Source organism: Kitasatospora sp. NPDC058063 (assembly GCF_042885395.1).
Classification (GTDB): domain Bacteria; phylum Actinomycetota; class Actinomycetes; order Streptomycetales; family Streptomycetaceae; genus Kitasatospora; species Kitasatospora lactacystinica.
The window spans coordinates 1-15,174 of record NZ_JBHVSD010000056.1 but is presented as its reverse complement, the minus strand read 5'-3'; the positions used below and the strand labels follow the sequence as shown (position 1 = coordinate 15,174).

The window sequence follows — 15,174 nt, the reverse complement described above, 5'->3', positions numbered from 1 at the left end:
GGTGTTCTCAAAACCCGGCGACATCACTCTTCCGTGGCACGGGGTGCTCTCGCCGCTCAGCGACAGGTGCTCTCACGAACCACGTATAAAGCCAACCGAGGCTGCCTCGCCCGGGTCCCGCCGCGCCCGGACACCTGGGCCCGAGATGGCATGTTCGCGGCCGAAAGATCGCAGGTCAAACCCCTGTTCACCGGCCGATCGGCGGGTCTAGCATTCCCGCCACGGCGGCCCCACCACAGCACCACCGGGCCGCCGAGCAGAGCAGCCGCGCCATGCCACCCCGGCGCTGCTGGCCTCCCACCGGCCGGGCCCCGCGGACCACCCCCTGTCTCCCCGGGACCCGGCCGCCTGCGTCTTCGCCCGCTCGGCCACGACCTCGTGACGATGTGACCCCGTCAGGCCTGCGTGGCGACGGCTGGGGCGGGGAACAGCAGCCCGGCGGTGTCGAAGGCGACGCGCACCATGGCCACGGCCATGGCCGGGGTAAGAGCGCTGCCAGTCAGATCGCCGTGGGCGAACCTGTTGCGCAGCGGCCGGCCGGCGTCGAGCCGGTCGGCGAGGTCGGCGGTGATGACGCCGGTGGCGGCGGCCTGCTCGATGAGCTGTTGCAACGTCTTCTTCTTTGCACCGAGGTGCTCGGCCAGGGCGCGTTCCAGGGCGAACAGCGAGTACGCGACGGCGACGGTGGTGAACTCGTACCGGTAGTACGAGTGCCGGATCAGTTCGCGGGAGGTCTCCAGCACGCTGACCACGTAGGCGGGCGCGTGCTCGGGCAGGACCAGTTCGGCGACCAGGGCGTGCATGTCCGAGTAGTGGTTCACGAAGTGGTGGGCACGCGGGTCCGGGACGGGCCAGGGAAGCGGTCCGGGAAGCGGCGGCAGGCTATTCATCTGCGCAGTCTTGTGTTCGGTGTGCCGGTGGCGCCACCGATTTGCGCCTTCCCGTGCGCACCGTCGGCTGCTCGACGGGCCGCCTGCGGTGCCAGACGCCGTCGATACTCGTTTCTCCGGACGGTCGCGGGCCGGTAGCGTCCGGCCATGGTCACCTACACCTCTTCCCAGGACGCGTGGAACGCGCTGCGCGGGGCCCGTTCCGCGCCGCCCGGACGGGCGAGCGACCCGGGGCCGTGGCGGCGCGAGACCTTCAGTACGGCGTTGGAACAGGCGGAGCAGTTCTTCCGTGCTGCGGACGCGGTGGGAACGGCGACGCAGCCGCTGCAGCTGTTCTACGGCCTGAGTCAGGCCGGACGGGCGATCGCGGCGGCCGCGCGGGACCTGAAGGGGGACACGTGGATGCTCAACGGGCACGGAATCCAGACGAAGGTGATGGAGAGAGACCTGCCGGCGGTCCCGTCAATCACCACGTCCAAGGGAAGCTTCGTCCGCCTTTCCGGCCTGCTCCGGTCGCCGCTGTGGGCCGGCCAGGAGGTGACCTTCGCCGAGCTGTGGGACTGCCTGCCGGTCAGCAGGGGGATTCCGCTCTCCGGAGCCGGTACGGAGCGGGTGGTGCCGATCCTCATCGACCACCACCTGCATCCGGTGCGGCATCTCCACGGAGGAATCCGTGTCGGAGGCCTCCCCGCCCGAGTTCTCGATGCATCCGACCGGGACGCCGCGCTCGCGGAGTACCTTGCCCGTTTCCCCGGTGCCCGCAGCTCTGGTGCCACCTGGTGGTACCGCGACGGTGAGGAGCGCCTGGACCGGCGTTACGAGCGGGAAGCGGACGGGTCCGGGTCGGTGGCGCTGGACCTCCGGGCGCCGGACGGCGGCTTCCTCACCCTGGACCAGTACCTCGACCGGCTGCGACCGGTGACCCGACGTCATGACGGCAACTGGTACTTCACCCCGGCGGTCGGGGGATCGACCCACGGCATGCACCCGCTGATGGCCTGGTGGGCGGTCATGCACGTGCTGTCCGACCTCGCCCGCTACCAGCCGGCGCAGTGGGCCCGCCACATCGACGTCGACAAGAGCGCGTATGCGGTGCCGATCGAACGGCTCCTGGCCGAGGCCCGCAGCGTGCTGCCGATCGTGATCGCCGAGACCCTCGACGAGGTGGCCGCCTGACCAAAGCACCAGCACGCCCGTGGAGCGTGACGGCGCCGACCAGGCATCCGCGAGGGCTCGGCGTCCCGGCGCCACCGTGCGCACCGGCCCGTACCCGGGACCCGGCCGCCGGAGCTATTCGTCGCGCTCACCGTTCGTCGCCGTGCCGGGCGAGGAAGTCGCGGGCCCGCCGAGCGCGGTAGTCGTCATCGACGGCGCGCCAGTCGCCGGTGATGACGTACCGGCGGCACGCCAGGAACAGCTCCGGGTCCTCCCCGACGTCGTCGGCGTAGACCGCGAGGACGGGCAGGGCGCTGCGGTCGGAGAGGTGCGCGGGCGCGAGGCGCAGGGCGACCTCTCCCAGCGACCGGTCGCTGCGCTGCTGCTCGGCGACCAGGGTCCGGCCGGTGGTGACGTGGCGCCGCCACTGTTCGGCGTCGTACCCGTCCGGCCCGCCGGAGACGGCGAGCTCAGCGACCGGCACGTCCGGCCGCTCGCGCAGTTCGGCGACGGCGCCGGCGACGATCTCACCGATCAGGCTGGGCTTCAGCGGTGCGCCGTCGGCCTCTGCCTGGGCGTCGGCCAGGCGCTCGGCGATCAGGTCGGTGAGCTCCGCGATCTGGCCTCGGCCCTTGAGCTCGACGACCGCACGCACGGGCAGCACCAGGCCGATGTCCCACGCGTGGGACAGTTCGGGCCCACCTGGCGGGCGACGGCGTCCTCGATCGCCTCGGCCGCGGCCGCCAGGTCGAGCAGCCGGTAGGCGGTCGAGCGGCTCACCCCGAACTCGGCGCCCGCGTACGCGGCCCACCCGCTGTACCCGAGCGCGGTCCACACCCGCGCCCGGTGCGCGGCGCGCACCCGCGCGGCCAGGACCAGGACAGCGGAGCGGACCTCCTCGATCGCATCCCGCAGCTCCCCGGTCAGCCGCCGGGCCTCGGCCTGCGAAGCCGGGCCGACGGGCTCCCGGCTCCGGTCGCTGCGCTCGCCCATACCCGACCCCTTTCCCGGACCGGACGCCGGAACCAGGCCGCGAGAGTCAGGCCGCCGGCTCCTGCGCGGCATCCGGAAGCGCGGCCCGCTTCAACCGCATGAGGGCCTCGTGCCGGTTGCCGGCCTCGGCCCAGTGCGTGTGGGCGTGCAGCTCGGCGCCGACCTCGGTGAACGCGGCCCGGTTCTCCTCGGTCGGGTCGGCGGCCCAGGCGGCCCAGGCGGCCTCGGCGGCGTACCAGCGGCGCTGGAGGGCGAGCAGGTCTTCGGGGAAACCGGAGGAGTCGGACATCCGGCCATCCTAGGTCGCACGCCCGTGCGACCGGCGGCGCCGTGCCCGCGCCAGCGGGGTGAGGTCGACCGGAACGGCCCACAGGCCGCCGCGCGGGCGGATACCGTCGCCAGCAGCGGGCCGGCCCCGGCCACCCGGGGGCTGGGACAGTGCTTGGGACACCCCTGTCCCAAGCACTGTCCCAGCGCGCCTGCTGTGTCCGGTTTGCTGGGACAGTCTCAGCCCATTTCCCCAGGTCACAGCGAAACGCGCCCAGACCTGAGACAGCGAAGAGCGAAGGAGTCCGGTGACCGACCAGCAGACCACCCGCGGGAGCCATCTCGCCGAAGCCGTGACCGCGCTGCTGGCGGCCCACGACCAGCTCGGCGACGAGGCGCTGGCCCTGCTGGCGGCAGAGAAGGAGGACACCCCGCAGGGGCGTAAGGCCCGGCGGGCGCGTACCGCCCTGCGCGACGCCGCCGACATGCTGCTGACCACCGTCCAGACCCTGGCCACCGTTCACGGGAGCACCGCCCTCGGGATCGACGGCGCGGTCAGCCACAACGCCGACGGCACCCCCGTCACCCTGCTCCCCATGCTCAGCACCCAGCAGAGCCTCCTGCTGGACGCCTGGGAGCTCGTCCAGGACGCGGTCGACCACCTCGACACCAAGGCCTTCCCCGCGGCCAAGAAGAACCCCGCCCCGGCCCGCGAGCCAGCCCGCACAAGCGGCGCGCTGCTGCGCCTGCGCGACGGCGTCCTCGCGCTCGGCCGCGAGCTGGACGAGCGAGGCCTCGGCGAAGACGCCGCCGAGTGCCAGGACAGCGCGCACCAGCTGGAGCGGCTGGAGGCCCGCGTCTGCCCGCCCCCCGACCGAACCGGCCCGGCCCCCGCCGAAGCCAGCGTCCTTCAGGGCGCCGGACGCTGAACCGCCGGGCCGGGGGCGGCGGCGCGGCCGGCCTCGACGGCGGCGTCCATCGTGGCGGCCAGGACGGGCAGCTCGCGCTCCAGATCGCCGAGCACCGCCAAGGGCATCGCCGCCGCCAGCGCGCACACCGCCGCCAGCGCGACCCGCTCACCGGCCGCCAGCTCGGGCAGCCCGTCGGCGAGCGGACTGCCAGTCACGACACCGGCGCCGAGATCGTAGGCCAGCTCCTCGTCCAGCTGCCCCTCCCCGCCCGGCACGACCTCCCGCCCGCAGGCCTGTTCGACCGCGTCGGCCGCCCGCCCCAGCACCGTGCGATGCGCCTCCTCCGCCTGCCGGCCGGCGAGATCGCGCACCCACCCCGCCGCCCGCCGGCCCGCCTCGCCCGCCTCGGCGAGCAGCCCGTTCACCACGTGCCGCTGCTCCTGGTCCTCGTCCCTGAGGTCCACCTCGTCCGCCTGGACGGTCACGTTCGTCATGGCCGGTGAACTCGCCCGGGCCGCCGAGGTCACGGGCAAGGCGACGGGTTTCGCCTCGCCAAGGTGCCGCCTTTCGCCCCGTCGAGCCGTTCCATCCCAGGTCACGACGGTGGCCCGCTCCCGCCGTGTCGCCGGCCGGCCGGGCGCCCGCCAACACGGTGCCGGGCCCGACCCAGCGTTGCCGGACCGGTCGGGGCGGGCTTCGGCCGGTGTCCGGCATGGGCGCGGCGCCTCCATGGCCCTGGCCTGCCTTTACCGCGGCCCGCCGGGCTGAGGCTGCGCGTGTTCCAGCCGTCCTGCCGCGCGCGAGTTCTGCTGCTCGGGGCGGCTGCCGCCGACACTGTGCTGGCCCAGGATCCTCCAGGTGTGGCCGGATTCCGCTGTACAAGGCACTTTCTAGAGCTGTGCCATGTGTACTTTTAGTGCTGCACAAGACCTACAGCGCTTGGCGAGACAAGGGAGCAGCACCGTGGTGTACCAACTTCGTCCGCTTGCCAACGGCACCCGCACCGACCACCCCGTCCCGGACCTGCCTTTCGTGGACGACTCCCACCTGCCGCTCGACGACGGCCCTGAGGCGATCGAGGCGGTCGGGCGCAACGTCGCCGACGGCATGTGGGGCCGCTTCGACGAGATCCGGGAGGACGGGTCGTGGCTGGCGTTCACCACCGACCCGATCCGCCACGATCTCGGGTGGGTCGTGCGCCACCACCCCGAGCACGGCCGCACCGTGCTGCTGATGCGCGACGGAGACATCTCCTCCATGCACACCGAGTGGTGGGGGCCGCAGCTGCTCTTCCGGGCCGGTGGCTACTGGTGGGACGGCACCACCTGGTACCGCCCGGGCCAGGTCTGGCACCCCGTCCACCAGCGCTACGAGCGGCGCAAGGTCGTCGCCGCGGTCACCCTGACCGCCGCCGACCTCCTCGACGGCGGCGCCGAGGCGGGCAACGCCCACACGGTGAAGGTCGCGGGCTTCACCCCCGATGCGCCGCTGACCGGCAGCTGGCGCGACCACCTGGCCCTGTGGGCCCAGGCGCACCAGCAGCGCGAGGGAGCCCGGGAGCTGTCCTCGTGCGTCGTGAACCTGGCCTGCCCCGAACTCGCGGCCGACCAACTGCTGGGCGCCCCGGAGATGGCGGACCTGGGCGGGATCACCGCCTCGACCCTGCGCGCCTACATCACCCGCGGCGAGAGCAGCGTGCCCCTTCCCCAGGCCACCGTCGCCAGCCGCAACCTGTGGTCGCGGGCCGTGGCCCAGGACTGGGCAGAAGCCCGCCGGCGCTCAGCCGAAGGCGTCACGGCGGTCCTGTCCGCCGGAAACCGGCACGACCTGTCACCGGGCGCCGCCGAACTGCACGACCGCCTCTCCCGGAACTTCTTCGACGCCCTGTGGGAGCGCCCGGACCGGCGCAAGCAGTGGGTCCTGCGCAGCCGCAACGAGACCTCCGTGCGCGAGGTCGCCGACGACCTGGCCTGGGAGGTCGCCGCCGACCTGAAGCGCATCCTCCCCACCGACCTGCTCAGCGCGACCATCCGCCACGCCGTCCTGGACGAATTCACGGGCAGCGTCCAGCGCAGCGCACGAATCGGAAAGCCGAAGGACGGAAGCAGGATGACCTGGTACGAGCTCACCGTCGTCCCGCCAGTGGCCAAGATGCTGGACTGGTTCATCCGTCACCACCCCGCCTCCGCACAGCACACCCTCGGCGAGATCCAGCGCGAGGCCGAAGCCCGTCTGAAGATCCCGGCTGACGTCAGCGCTGACGCGCTGCGCAGCGCGCTGAGCCTCGACGGCAAGCTGGAGAAGACGGCCCGCGAGGAGTATCTCGACCGCGTCCTCGCCTCGAACGAACCGTCCTGACCCAACACCCGACCGCCGCCGCCCGGCCTCCTGGCCGGGTGGCGGCGGTGGGCCTGCGGGGCCGGGTCCGTCCCGGACGGACCCGGGGCGGCCCCGTCCGGGACGAGCAAGCCAACTCCGTTCCTGGTCACGACTGTGACGGGGCGGCAGGGGATACGGCCGCCCTTGTCCTGCTGGCCCTCGAAGTTGCGGTGCGGGTCGGATGCCGCTCAACCGGAGCTCACGCCGGTCAAGATCGCCTGTCAATCGGTCAAGGTCACCTGTCAAAGGACAGCCGGCCTTCGTCAGGGCTCCCGGAACCGGACCAGCGGTGGGTGCTCCACGGCGTCAGGGTCGGTGCGCGGGTCGTAGACGGCGAGCCCGCCTGCCCGCACCCGCTCGGCGATCCGCAGCCACTCCCGGTGGTCCGCCTCGGAGGCGAGCACCGAATGGTCGACGTTCGGGTCCTCCAGCGCCAGGCCCCGGACGTGCTGGAGCTGCTCCAGCGCCTTCTCCGCCGCCCGGTCGATCTCCGGCGGCGTCATCCCGTCCGCGTCCCGGCACACCAGCGCCCGGTGGAAGTGCTCAGTGTCCGGGGGGAGCACCAGCTGCTCGCCCTCCGGCGGCGTCATCCCGTCCGCGTCCCGGCACACCAGCGCCCGGTGGAAGTGCTCAGTGTCCGGGGGGAGCACCAGCTGCTCGCCGGCCGGGCGCAGCCAGCGGGCCGGGATGGTGTGGGCGACCGTGCCGGGGAAGGTGAGGGCCTGCCCGTCCGCGTCGGTGATGATGCCGGTGATCTCGTACTCCTGGCCTTCGGCGAGGTCGAGGGCCGCGGCCTGTTCGGTGGTCAGGCGCAGCGCGACGCGCCCGGCCGGGACGTCCCGGCTGACCACCACCATGTTGGGTTCCTCACCGAAGCCGGTCACCGTCACCGTGACGCGCCGACCGCGGACCAGGTGCAGCTGCATGTTCGCCCGCCACTGCTCGGGCGTGTCTCCCGGACGGCGCAGCTCCTCCGGGAGCCGCTGGGGGATGCTCGCGATGTAGGTCTCGCCGACCACGAGGTCCTCTGTCCGCATTGCTGTCTCCTCACCCGTGCCTGTATCCATCGTGCCGGGCCAGCGGCCTTCGGCGCTCCGGCTTCGGCGTAGTTGAGGCACACGAAGCTGGAAGACTGGTGATCATGACCGCCGACCGGCGCCCCCTGTGGCAGCCCTTCTCCGAGCCTTCCACCGACCAGCCGCCGAACGAGGAACGCGAACGGCTGCTCCCGGTGGAGCGCTCGCTCTTCCAGGAGCCGCCGTCCTCGGAGCCCGATCTCCCCCGTCAGAGCGCCGCCGGTGCGCGCAGGCCGCTCGGTCCCGGCGGGCTCACCTTCACCGCGGCCGGTTAGTCCGCCGCAGTCGAGCCGGTGAGTTTCGCCCCGCAAGGGCGGTGAGTTTCGCCCCGCCAACCTTTCCACCGCAGGTCAGCCTGCATGCGGCTGCGCACCGAACCCTCCGCGCCCCGCACCCGGTGACCGGCGCAGCAGCGGGGCAACACGGTGCTGCACCCGCCGACAGCCAGGTTGTCCCGGCTCGGGGCGGGACAACCCGACCGGGCTGTCCCCGGCACGCAGCACGTTGTCCTGCTCTTCCACACCGTCCGCCTGCGCTCACCCAGCGGCGTCGGCGAGCACGGCAACGGCTTCACGAGGGGCGGGAAGGCCGGCGGTGAAGGCGCGGTTCGCCCGGTCCGCGTCCCGACCGGTCCACGGCGCGCTCGCGTCCAGGACCGGGCCGATCGGCTTGGCCTTGAAGCGTCGGTAGTCCTCCTGGAGGCCAGCGATCCAGTGGTCGACCGACGAGCACTTGGTTCCGTAGTTCGTCGGCCTGCTCCTGCTGTTCATGGACTCCACATTGGTGGCGACCTCGCCGCGCCACTTCTCCAGCTCGCCGGCCGGGGCGTAGCCGTACTTTTCGGTGATCCGCTCCCACGATGTTCCCCTGACCACCTCGGCGGTGAACGCCCAGGCGACGAGCAGATCGGTGCAGTACCTGACCTGACGCACTGCGGACGCGTAGTCCCCGGCCTCGGCGGGATCGTGGGCGAGGAGCAGAGCCAGCTGCGCCGCCTGCCCCGCCACCGCCTGGGCTTGGGAGGCGAGCTGCAACCGTGCCCGGTCGGAGGCGCTGAACGCGCCCATCGGGAGCTTGTAGACGCCCTTCCAGGCGTCAGCGGCCGTGTCAGTGGTGATGTCGTTGCTCATGCCGGGTGAACACCACGGGCGGACCGGAGGTCACGCACCCGGCACCCCGCGCACGGCGACGACCACCGTCTGCGCAACGCCGCGCCGCACCCCGCACAGGACCGGTGAGTTCTCCCGCAACCGGTGAGTTCTGCCCCGCAAAGCCGGTGAGTTTCGCCCCGACCAAACTCCCCGCCGCAGGTCAGAGCATGTGCGAGGCCGCCAGCGCTCCGGCTCCGCTCCTGCGTATTGTCCGGCCGGAGAACCGGACCCGGCACCCGGGGCGGCCGCCCGCACCGCCTGCGCATCCGCCCTGCGCCCGCGTAGCACCGTCCGCCCCGCAGCGCAACGCGGCCCTTGAGGGGCGCGCGGAGTCCCGCAAGGGCGGGCCCGGCCGTGCGGGACGGACCGCGGCGAAGGCCGGCGCCGTGCGGCCCCGGCCGGTCCGGCGCTGCACCGTGCAGCGCCCCAGACGGGGCCGCCGACAGGGTGCAGCACCAGGTCGTGCTGCACCCGCTGCACTCTCCGCCCGGAGTGCAGCACGGCCCGGGACAACCTGGCCAGGCATGCTGCAGAACCCCCTTGTCCCGCCCGCCCGGGGTTTCGCCCCGGCGCCGACCGCCGGGGCGAAACCCGACCCGGGCGCTGACCTCGGCGGCTACGATCCCGGAATGGACAGCGCCCCGCCGACCGCCGCCACCGACCAGCCGGCCGACGACGCGGGCCAAGCCCCGCGGTGCGCCCGTCCCGGCTGCCCCAACCCGGCGCCGAAGGGCCCCACCGGACGCCCGAAGCAGTACTGCTCGCGCTCGTGCCGAAGCAAGATCGACCGCCTCAAGGCCAAGACCCGCGCAGCGGCAGCCGAGGACACCGCACCCAGCCCCACCGCAACACCACACAGCGCCGCACCCCCCACCCCCGCAACAGCAACCGAGGCCGAGGCCGACGACGCCCTCGCCCACTTGGGCCAGGACGGCCAGCACCTCCTCGGCATCGCCGACGCACTGCGCCGCCGCCTGACCCGCTTCCTGGAGGAGACCGCCGCCGGCGATCCGGCCGACGCGTTCGCGGAGCTGGCCCGGGTGCTGCCCGCCTACGGCACCCGCGCCTACATGGCCGCACAGGAGATCCGGGACAAGGCCCGCTGGCCTCACCTGAGCGCGCACGAGCGCGTCGTCGCCCGCTCCCGCGAGCGGATCGACCGCTGGGGCCTCGACGGCCCGGACGACGCCAGCGCCGCCCCGGAGGAGACAAACGCCCCGCGGGGCGAAACCCTGGCCCCCGCTGCGACCGCCCCTGCGACCGTCCCCGCGACCGAGCCGGCCCCCGCGACCGAGGTGGCCACCGAGGAGGCACCGGCCTGGCAATCGGCGGCCGACATCGCCGAGCAGGCCCGGCGTACCGCCTGCACCGACCCCGAGACCCGCTTCGACTTCCCCGACCTCCTGGACGACCTGGAGGTCACCTTCGGCCCCGGCTGGGAACTCGGCTCCTGGCTAACCCCCGACGCAAAGGGCGTCCTCCAGCTGCGCCACCACAGCAGGCCGGTCGGCTGGACCGCGCCCCTGCCCGACGGACCGTGGGGCCAGGCCGGCTGGATCGCCCTCCTCTACCAGCCGCGCGGCACCGCCCGACTCCTCGTCGACCACTTCTCCCGCCCCAAGACCCACCCCAGCTCCAACCTGGCACTCGACGCCATCCTGCGCGCCCACCGGCCCACCGGGCCGACCCCCGCCCGCTGACCGGTCCTCACCAGGGCGCGGGGCCGCCGTGGTGGTGCCGGGCGATCGCCTCCAGCAGCGCCTGCCGCGCCCCCCACAGCCGGCCCTGCTCGGCGGCCAGGGCCTCCGCCGCCCACACCGGCAACGGCCGCCCCAGCGCCGCCGCCCCCAGCGCCTCCTCCAGCGCGGTGGCGGCCTTCTTCCACTCCTCCAGTTGCCGGACCAGACCCCGCACCAGGACATTGACGGCCGGGTCCGGGGCCTGGCCGTCCTGGCGGGCCTCCTGGCCGGCCTCGCCGAGGACGTCCTCGTCCAGGTCCTCGAACGCCTCCTCCCACCGCTCGGCCACCAGCCGTCGATGCTCCGCCAGCACACGCTGCAGATCCGCCTCGACCGACTCCTGGGCCCACGGCAACGGCGACCGCGACGACGGGACACCCACAGCGGCCAAAGCCCGGCCGGCGCCCGGCCCCAGCCCAAGACCGCGCCGCGCACGGGACGAAGAAGTACTGCTCACCCCCGCTCCAACGCCGCCGGACCCGCGTTCGTCACCCCGGCGGCCAACCCGCAGCGCAAGACCGGCCGACCGTGGCCCGTGTCGAGCCGGCCGCACGAGGTACCGCCCGCAGGCCCGCCCCGGGTAGCGTTCGGTGTGTTACCCGAAGCGCCGTCACGGCGCGCGCACGGGCCGGCGAGGCGAAAGAGCCGGCCACAGATCCCCGGGTGTCTCCCCGGGGCCGTCCCCGGGTGCTGCCCCGGGGGGCTCTCCTCGCCAAGGTTTCGACATCCGCCCAGGTCATCCCCAAGATTCTGGCCTGCCGGTGCTGCCGACAACCCTCTCCCTTCCCTTCTTTGAGCTGTTGGTGGTTGGTGGTGCAGTTGGGTAGGTCGGGCTCGGGTTCACCGCCGGGTCCAGTGCTGCCCTACCCGCTCCAGGTCCGCTCTGCCCTCCCCTTCCCGGCCGGGGCGGCCGGGCGCCTCCCGGTGGTCGGCGCGCAGCGGGAGCCGGCGGCGGGCGGGCGGGCGGGGCGGCCCGGTGTCGGTGGTGTGCGGTACAGCAGAGAAGATCAGCACCACGAACGACAGCGCCGGGGGCAGGGATGGACCACGACCAGGAGCACGACCAGGGCCACGGCCGGGGCAATGGCCGGGGCGAGCGGCACGACGGCGAACAGCCGGCCCGGCCCGGCCGGGTGCACTTCCGCCGCTCCGCCCGCAACCCCAACGGCTCGACCGCCCCGCTGCGCGCCGACGTCCTGGCGGCGCTGGGCGTGCTGAAGATCGCCACCTACAAGCAGCTGCACGCCCTGATCGCCGCCGACGAGTACCGCGCCCACCACCGCGTCGAGCACGCGGCCGAAGCGGTCCGGGACCTGGAGAAGCACAAGCTGGTCGACGTCCGCGGCGCCACCTCGCCGCCGGGCCGCCGACCCGCACCCAAGACCGCCCCGGCCGAGGGAACGGGCGCCAAGCCGAAGCCGGGCGGGCCCGGAGCGGAGAAGATCGTCGGCCTCACCCCGCTCGGCTTGGCCGCCGCCGCCGAAGCACTCGGCGACGACCGCGACATGGGCGGCCACGCCCGCGGCGCCGGCCTCACCGGCGCCCCGCACGCCATGCTCGTCAACGAGCTCATCATCACCGCCGTCACCGGCACCACCACCCACGGCGCCCCGCCCCGCACCGACAACCGCCAGGCACCCCCGCGCCGCGCCCTGCCCACCGGCCCACTGCCCGGCGGCATCGAAGCCTGGGCCACCGAGACACCCCACACCATCACCGGCAAGTTCAACGTCATCCCCGACGCCATCGTCCGCCTGCCCGAGATCGGCATCCCGGTGGCCTTCCTGGAGCTCGACCGGGGCACCATGACCGACGTGCGCAAGGTCGCCGGCAAGCTCGACAACTACAAGCGCTACTTCGACCGCACCGTCCAGGACGGCGGCCAGGAGCGCCTGGAGGTCGAGGTCCGCTACAACGCACCCGAGCCCGAGTACGGCTACAGCCACCGTCGCACCGTCCGCCCGCCCGTCCTGTTCGTCCTGGACCAGGGCACCAGGGGCAGCCGCCCCCGTTACAGCCCCGAGGCCCTGGCACAGCGCCTGAAAGGCCTGCGCGACGCCACCAGCGAGCACTGGCAGGGCTGGGCGGGCGAGCAGGAAGGCGTCGCGTACGCCACCTTCCACGGCAAGATCCCCGTGCTCGGCACCACCGTCGAGCGCCTGCGCGAGCACGGCTGGCAAGGACCCACCTGGTGGCGCTTCGGCCGGCCCGGCTGGCACTCCCTCACCGACGCCCTCAACGACGAACCCGACTGGGACCTGATCGACCAGCGCCGCCAAGAACGCGAGGACCAGGAGAAAGCCGAGCAGAAGCGGGCCGCCAAGGCCGAGCAGGACGCCGAGCTGGCGAAGCTGCGCAAGGCGCTGCTCGCCGCCCGCGCCTATAACGATGCCCTGCACCCGTGCCATACCTGCCACGGTCCGCTCGGCGGCGCGCATGACTCCCCAGACGAGCTGGGCGAGAAGGTTCACCCGGACCGCCTGGAGTGCCCGGCCTGCGACCACCAGCGCCGCACCGCCAAGGGACGGCCGCTCATTCTGGAACTGCCCACTCCTCGCGCCCTGCGACGCTCCGAGAAGAGCGGGCCGCCCGAGGACGACCCCTGGTGGCAGGTCCGTCTCCTCCACGCACAACACTGGCCGAAGCCCAGAAGCAACGGAGACGCTTCCTACAGCATGACCCAAATTCCGTACGGCCGGTCAATACCAGAACGACTATGAAAAGCCGAACCATCGTGATGTGGATTCTCTATCTGCTATATCGGGCAAGGTGTAGCAGACAGAGAATCCACATGGGCCGTACGGACCGCACCCTCAGAGCCCAGCCCGAGAGCGTTCCGGAATAACCCCAAGGTGAGATTCCTTCAAAGGCAAGCGCGGCCAATTCACCCAGCCCGATGCCCGTCAGGAACCCGGGGAAGAATTCGTTGTCCCGCCCGGTGATGGGCGCCAGCCAATTGGGGAGTGGGCCGCTGTGGTCCGGCTGGTGCCAGTCAAGGAGTTCTCTGCCGTGACGTCCGTGGTGTCACTGGCTCAGTGACGGCACGGACTCAGGTCATCGCCTCCGGTTGCGCCGGGCCGGGCCGGCCATGGGGAGGGCAGCTGTGAGGACGCCAAGTGCGGCTGTGGCCACCGGCTGGCCGACCCAGGGAGTGGCTCCAACCACGATGATGACGACGACCGTGATCAGCCAGTACCGGCGGACCGGGAACGAGGGCAGGTCGTTGCGGACTGCGTAGGTCATGGGACTTCCCTTCGCGGAGTGGATCATGCAAGGGGCTGGCCAGCCGCGGGGTAACGATGTCACGGCGGAGCGGTGTGCTGTGAAGGAACAACTTGATTGTCTGAAGCTTTTTGAGCTTTCTCGGAAGCCCGTAATCCGGCGAGGTCAGGCTGCTGCCGGCTTCTATGACGGCTTGTCTCAGGACGCTCGGAAGAAGCCGGAACCATCCGGATCCGACATGGTTGACCTGCGGCACGTCGCCTGGCTCGACCAGTGCGTACTGCACGCCTGACGAAGGAGCCCCCTCTCGAGCACCTTTGGTCTGCAGGCTGTCGACCTGAAGGTCTCCCTGACGCCCCGGTGCAACATGCGCGCTGTACCAACTGCATGCCGGAGGAGGCAGCGGCTGGCCAAGCTGGACCAGCGCCAGAGCCTCAGCCCATTGCGGCCGGGTAGCGCCCACAACATCCGCGTAGGACTTGTTCTCCGACACGGCGGTGACCCGGTCCGCAGGCACTGAAGACGCCACCGGCGAGGCCCCGCGTCATGGCCCCCCGGTACCCGCGCAGCGAGATGCCGGCAGCGGGGGCGCGAGCTTCTGCCCGGCCGCCGCCCCCACGAACGACTTGCCCGACCCCGTGGCCATCTGCGCGGTCACCCGCAGCCCTGCCGGCGCACTCTGCCCCGGACGCAGCGTCAGGCCCCGCACGATCGCCTCCAGCGCCTCCACCTGGTGGTGGCGAAGCGTGATCTCCTCGGGCCCCTGATCCTCCGCCAGGAAAGTCTCCACGCTCACAGAAATGTTCTCCCCTCGAATGCCCCAGGCCGGACCCGGGATCTGACAAGAACTGCTGACAGTGCGTTTCTGATACATTCACCGGCCGGGCCGAGAGGCCAGAAAGTACGGGAATCAAAGCCAATGTGCGGGCGGCTTTCGGTAGCCTACCAGTCAGCCCGGAGAAAAACCGGAGAAACTCCGGAAGTGCCGGGGGCGGACCCCGCATCCGGCAAGGTTTCCTGACAGAGGCCAACTGATACACTGGTCACCGTTGCTCACCCTCCGAGGGTAGCGCACCTCAACCTCACCCGGGGTCGAAATGCCGGTCTGGACCACGGTCTAGACCTCTCTGAGAGGAGTGAAGCGGACCCGCACGCGCCCCCGATGCCCACCCCTCCCCCTAGTCAGCCCGTCGTGAGTTCAATCAAAATCCCAGCTCAACCATGTGAACGGGCATCAGCCCACCGGGCATCATGGAGCGAAGCGGAGTGGTGCCAGGCCCGAGCGGAGCCGGGCCGACCTGACCGAAGGTCAGGTCACGGACACGCGGAGCGGGTCCGCCGGCCGTCCGAAGGACGGCCGCGAAACGGAAGGCCGAAGGCCTGGAGGGACC

The 15,174-nt window shown here is 72.4% G+C and carries 16 protein-coding genes; 6 read left to right on the top strand and 10 right to left on the bottom strand.

The window, feature by feature from the left end; all coding sequences use genetic code 11:
• Positions 1 to 395 precede the first annotated feature (395 nt).
• Positions 396 to 890, bottom strand: coding sequence for a DUF4145 domain-containing protein (locus ACFVUY_RS42850; RefSeq protein WP_387737329.1), 495 nt, complete (start codon positions 888 to 890; stop codon positions 396 to 398).
• A 147-nt stretch (positions 891 to 1,037) separates the two neighbouring features.
• On the opposite strand from ACFVUY_RS42850, the gene ACFVUY_RS42845 reads away from it, so the two are divergent.
• Complete coding sequence (locus ACFVUY_RS42845; RefSeq protein ID WP_387737328.1) at positions 1,038 to 2,066, top strand: YaaC family protein; 1,029 nt, start codon at positions 1,038 to 1,040, stop codon at positions 2,064 to 2,066.
• Between the two features lie 127 nt (positions 2,067 to 2,193).
• Here the strand turns inward: ACFVUY_RS42845 and ACFVUY_RS42840 are convergent, their stop codons facing one another.
• Genes ACFVUY_RS42840 through ACFVUY_RS42830 form a run of 3 tightly spaced genes read right to left on the bottom strand, consistent with a single transcriptional unit; the run spans position 2,194 to position 3,327 of the window.
• A complete protein-coding gene (locus tag ACFVUY_RS42840) occupies positions 2,194 to 2,700 on the bottom strand; it encodes a hypothetical protein (protein ID WP_387737327.1) in 507 nt (168 codons plus the stop codon).
• On the bottom strand, positions 2,643 to 3,038 hold the full coding sequence (locus ACFVUY_RS42835) for a hypothetical protein (protein ID WP_387737326.1): 396 nt from the start codon (positions 3,036 to 3,038) through the stop codon (positions 2,643 to 2,645). The genes ACFVUY_RS42840 and ACFVUY_RS42835 overlap by 58 nt, the downstream gene beginning before the upstream one ends.
• Before the next feature lie 46 nt (positions 3,039 to 3,084).
• Positions 3,085 to 3,327 carry a hypothetical protein gene (locus tag ACFVUY_RS42830; protein ID WP_387737325.1) on the bottom strand — a complete coding sequence of 81 codons (243 nt, stop codon included), beginning with the start codon at positions 3,325 to 3,327 and terminating at the stop codon, positions 3,085 to 3,087.
• Between the two features lie 286 nt (positions 3,328 to 3,613).
• Here ACFVUY_RS42830 and ACFVUY_RS42825 point away from each other — a divergent pair, with 286 nt between their 5' ends.
• A complete protein-coding gene (locus ACFVUY_RS42825) occupies positions 3,614 to 4,234 on the top strand; it encodes a hypothetical protein (protein WP_387737324.1) in 621 nt (206 codons plus the stop codon).
• Here ACFVUY_RS42825 and ACFVUY_RS42820 read toward each other — a convergent pair.
• Positions 4,216 to 4,710 (bottom strand): hypothetical protein, encoded by a 495-nt coding sequence (locus ACFVUY_RS42820; RefSeq protein WP_387737323.1) that lies wholly within the window; start codon positions 4,708 to 4,710, stop codon positions 4,216 to 4,218. The two genes, ACFVUY_RS42825 and ACFVUY_RS42820, sit on opposite strands and share 19 nt — an antisense overlap.
• A 469-nt stretch (positions 4,711 to 5,179) precedes the next feature.
• On the opposite strand from ACFVUY_RS42820, the gene ACFVUY_RS42815 reads away from it, so the two are divergent.
• The gene (locus ACFVUY_RS42815; protein WP_387737322.1) at positions 5,180 to 6,574 is read left to right on the top strand and encodes a hypothetical protein; all 1,395 of its coding nucleotides are present in this window, start codon (positions 5,180 to 5,182) and stop codon (positions 6,572 to 6,574) included.
• A gap of 284 nt (positions 6,575 to 6,858) precedes the next feature.
• Here ACFVUY_RS42815 and ACFVUY_RS42810 read toward each other — a convergent pair whose 3' ends face one another.
• A complete protein-coding gene (locus ACFVUY_RS42810) occupies positions 6,859 to 7,632 on the bottom strand; it encodes a hypothetical protein (protein WP_387737321.1) in 774 nt (257 codons plus the stop codon).
• A gap of 104 nt (positions 7,633 to 7,736) precedes the next feature.
• Between ACFVUY_RS42810 and ACFVUY_RS42805 the strand changes: the two genes are divergently transcribed.
• Complete coding sequence (locus ACFVUY_RS42805) at positions 7,737 to 7,946, top strand: hypothetical protein (RefSeq protein ID WP_387737320.1); 210 nt, start codon at positions 7,737 to 7,739, stop codon at positions 7,944 to 7,946.
• A gap of 261 nt (positions 7,947 to 8,207) precedes the next feature.
• Here ACFVUY_RS42805 and ACFVUY_RS42800 read toward each other — a convergent pair whose 3' ends face one another.
• The gene (locus ACFVUY_RS42800) at positions 8,208 to 8,801 is read right to left on the bottom strand and encodes a hypothetical protein (RefSeq protein WP_387737319.1); all 594 of its coding nucleotides are present in this window, start codon (positions 8,799 to 8,801) and stop codon (positions 8,208 to 8,210) included.
• A 650-nt stretch (positions 8,802 to 9,451) separates the two neighbouring features.
• Here ACFVUY_RS42800 and ACFVUY_RS42795 point away from each other — a divergent pair.
• On the top strand, positions 9,452 to 10,522 hold the full coding sequence (locus ACFVUY_RS42795) for a hypothetical protein (RefSeq protein ID WP_387737318.1): 1,071 nt from the start codon (positions 9,452 to 9,454) through the stop codon (positions 10,520 to 10,522).
• A 7-nt stretch (positions 10,523 to 10,529) separates the two neighbouring features.
• Here the strand turns inward: ACFVUY_RS42795 and ACFVUY_RS42790 are convergent, their stop codons facing one another.
• The gene (locus ACFVUY_RS42790) at positions 10,530 to 10,874 is read right to left on the bottom strand and encodes a hypothetical protein (RefSeq protein ID WP_387737317.1); all 345 of its coding nucleotides are present in this window, start codon (positions 10,872 to 10,874) and stop codon (positions 10,530 to 10,532) included.
• A gap of 727 nt (positions 10,875 to 11,601) precedes the next feature.
• On the opposite strand from ACFVUY_RS42790, the gene ACFVUY_RS42785 reads away from it, so the two are divergent.
• Positions 11,602 to 13,281: a hypothetical protein gene (locus tag ACFVUY_RS42785; protein ID WP_387737316.1), complete on the top strand. Its 1,680-nt coding sequence runs from the start codon at positions 11,602 to 11,604 to the stop codon at positions 13,279 to 13,281.
• 334 nt (positions 13,282 to 13,615) lie between these two features.
• Here the strand turns inward: ACFVUY_RS42785 and ACFVUY_RS42780 are convergent, their stop codons facing one another.
• Both ACFVUY_RS42780 and ACFVUY_RS42775 read right to left on the bottom strand, forming a co-directional pair.
• Positions 13,616 to 13,804 (bottom strand): hypothetical protein, encoded by a 189-nt coding sequence (locus ACFVUY_RS42780; protein WP_387737315.1) that lies wholly within the window; start codon positions 13,802 to 13,804, stop codon positions 13,616 to 13,618.
• Positions 13,805 to 14,327: 523 nt separating this feature from the next.
• Positions 14,328 to 14,579, bottom strand: coding sequence for a DEAD/DEAH box helicase family protein (locus tag ACFVUY_RS42775; protein ID WP_387319894.1), 252 nt, complete (start codon positions 14,577 to 14,579; stop codon positions 14,328 to 14,330).
• Positions 14,580 to 15,174 lie beyond the last annotated feature (595 nt).

Excerpts from the sequence above, each read along its gene's own strand:
- ACFVUY_RS42850 (WP_387737329.1), bottom strand. The coding sequence starts at position 890 with ATGAATAGCCTGCCGCCGCTTCCCGGACCGCTTCCCTGGCCCGTCCCG.
- ACFVUY_RS42845 (WP_387737328.1), top strand. The coding sequence starts at position 1,038 with ATGGTCACCTACACCTCTTCCCAGGACGCGTGGAACGCGCTGCGCGGG.
- ACFVUY_RS42835 (WP_387737326.1), bottom strand. The coding sequence starts at position 3,038 with ATGGGCGAGCGCAGCGACCGGAGCCGGGAGCCCGTCGGCCCGGCTTCG.
- ACFVUY_RS42830 (WP_387737325.1), bottom strand. The coding sequence starts at position 3,327 with ATGTCCGACTCCTCCGGTTTCCCCGAAGACCTGCTCGCCCTCCAGCGC.
- ACFVUY_RS42820 (WP_387737323.1), bottom strand. The coding sequence starts at position 4,710 with ATGACGAACGTGACCGTCCAGGCGGACGAGGTGGACCTCAGGGACGAG.
- ACFVUY_RS42810 (WP_387737321.1), bottom strand. The coding sequence starts at position 7,632 with ATGCGGACAGAGGACCTCGTGGTCGGCGAGACCTACATCGCGAGCATC.
- ACFVUY_RS42805 (WP_387737320.1), top strand. The coding sequence starts at position 7,737 with ATGACCGCCGACCGGCGCCCCCTGTGGCAGCCCTTCTCCGAGCCTTCC.
- ACFVUY_RS42800 (WP_387737319.1), bottom strand. The coding sequence starts at position 8,801 with ATGAGCAACGACATCACCACTGACACGGCCGCTGACGCCTGGAAGGGC.
- ACFVUY_RS42795 (WP_387737318.1), top strand. The coding sequence starts at position 9,452 with ATGGACAGCGCCCCGCCGACCGCCGCCACCGACCAGCCGGCCGACGAC.
- ACFVUY_RS42785 (WP_387737316.1), top strand. The coding sequence starts at position 11,602 with ATGGACCACGACCAGGAGCACGACCAGGGCCACGGCCGGGGCAATGGC.
- ACFVUY_RS42780 (WP_387737315.1), bottom strand. The coding sequence starts at position 13,804 with ATGACCTACGCAGTCCGCAACGACCTGCCCTCGTTCCCGGTCCGCCGG.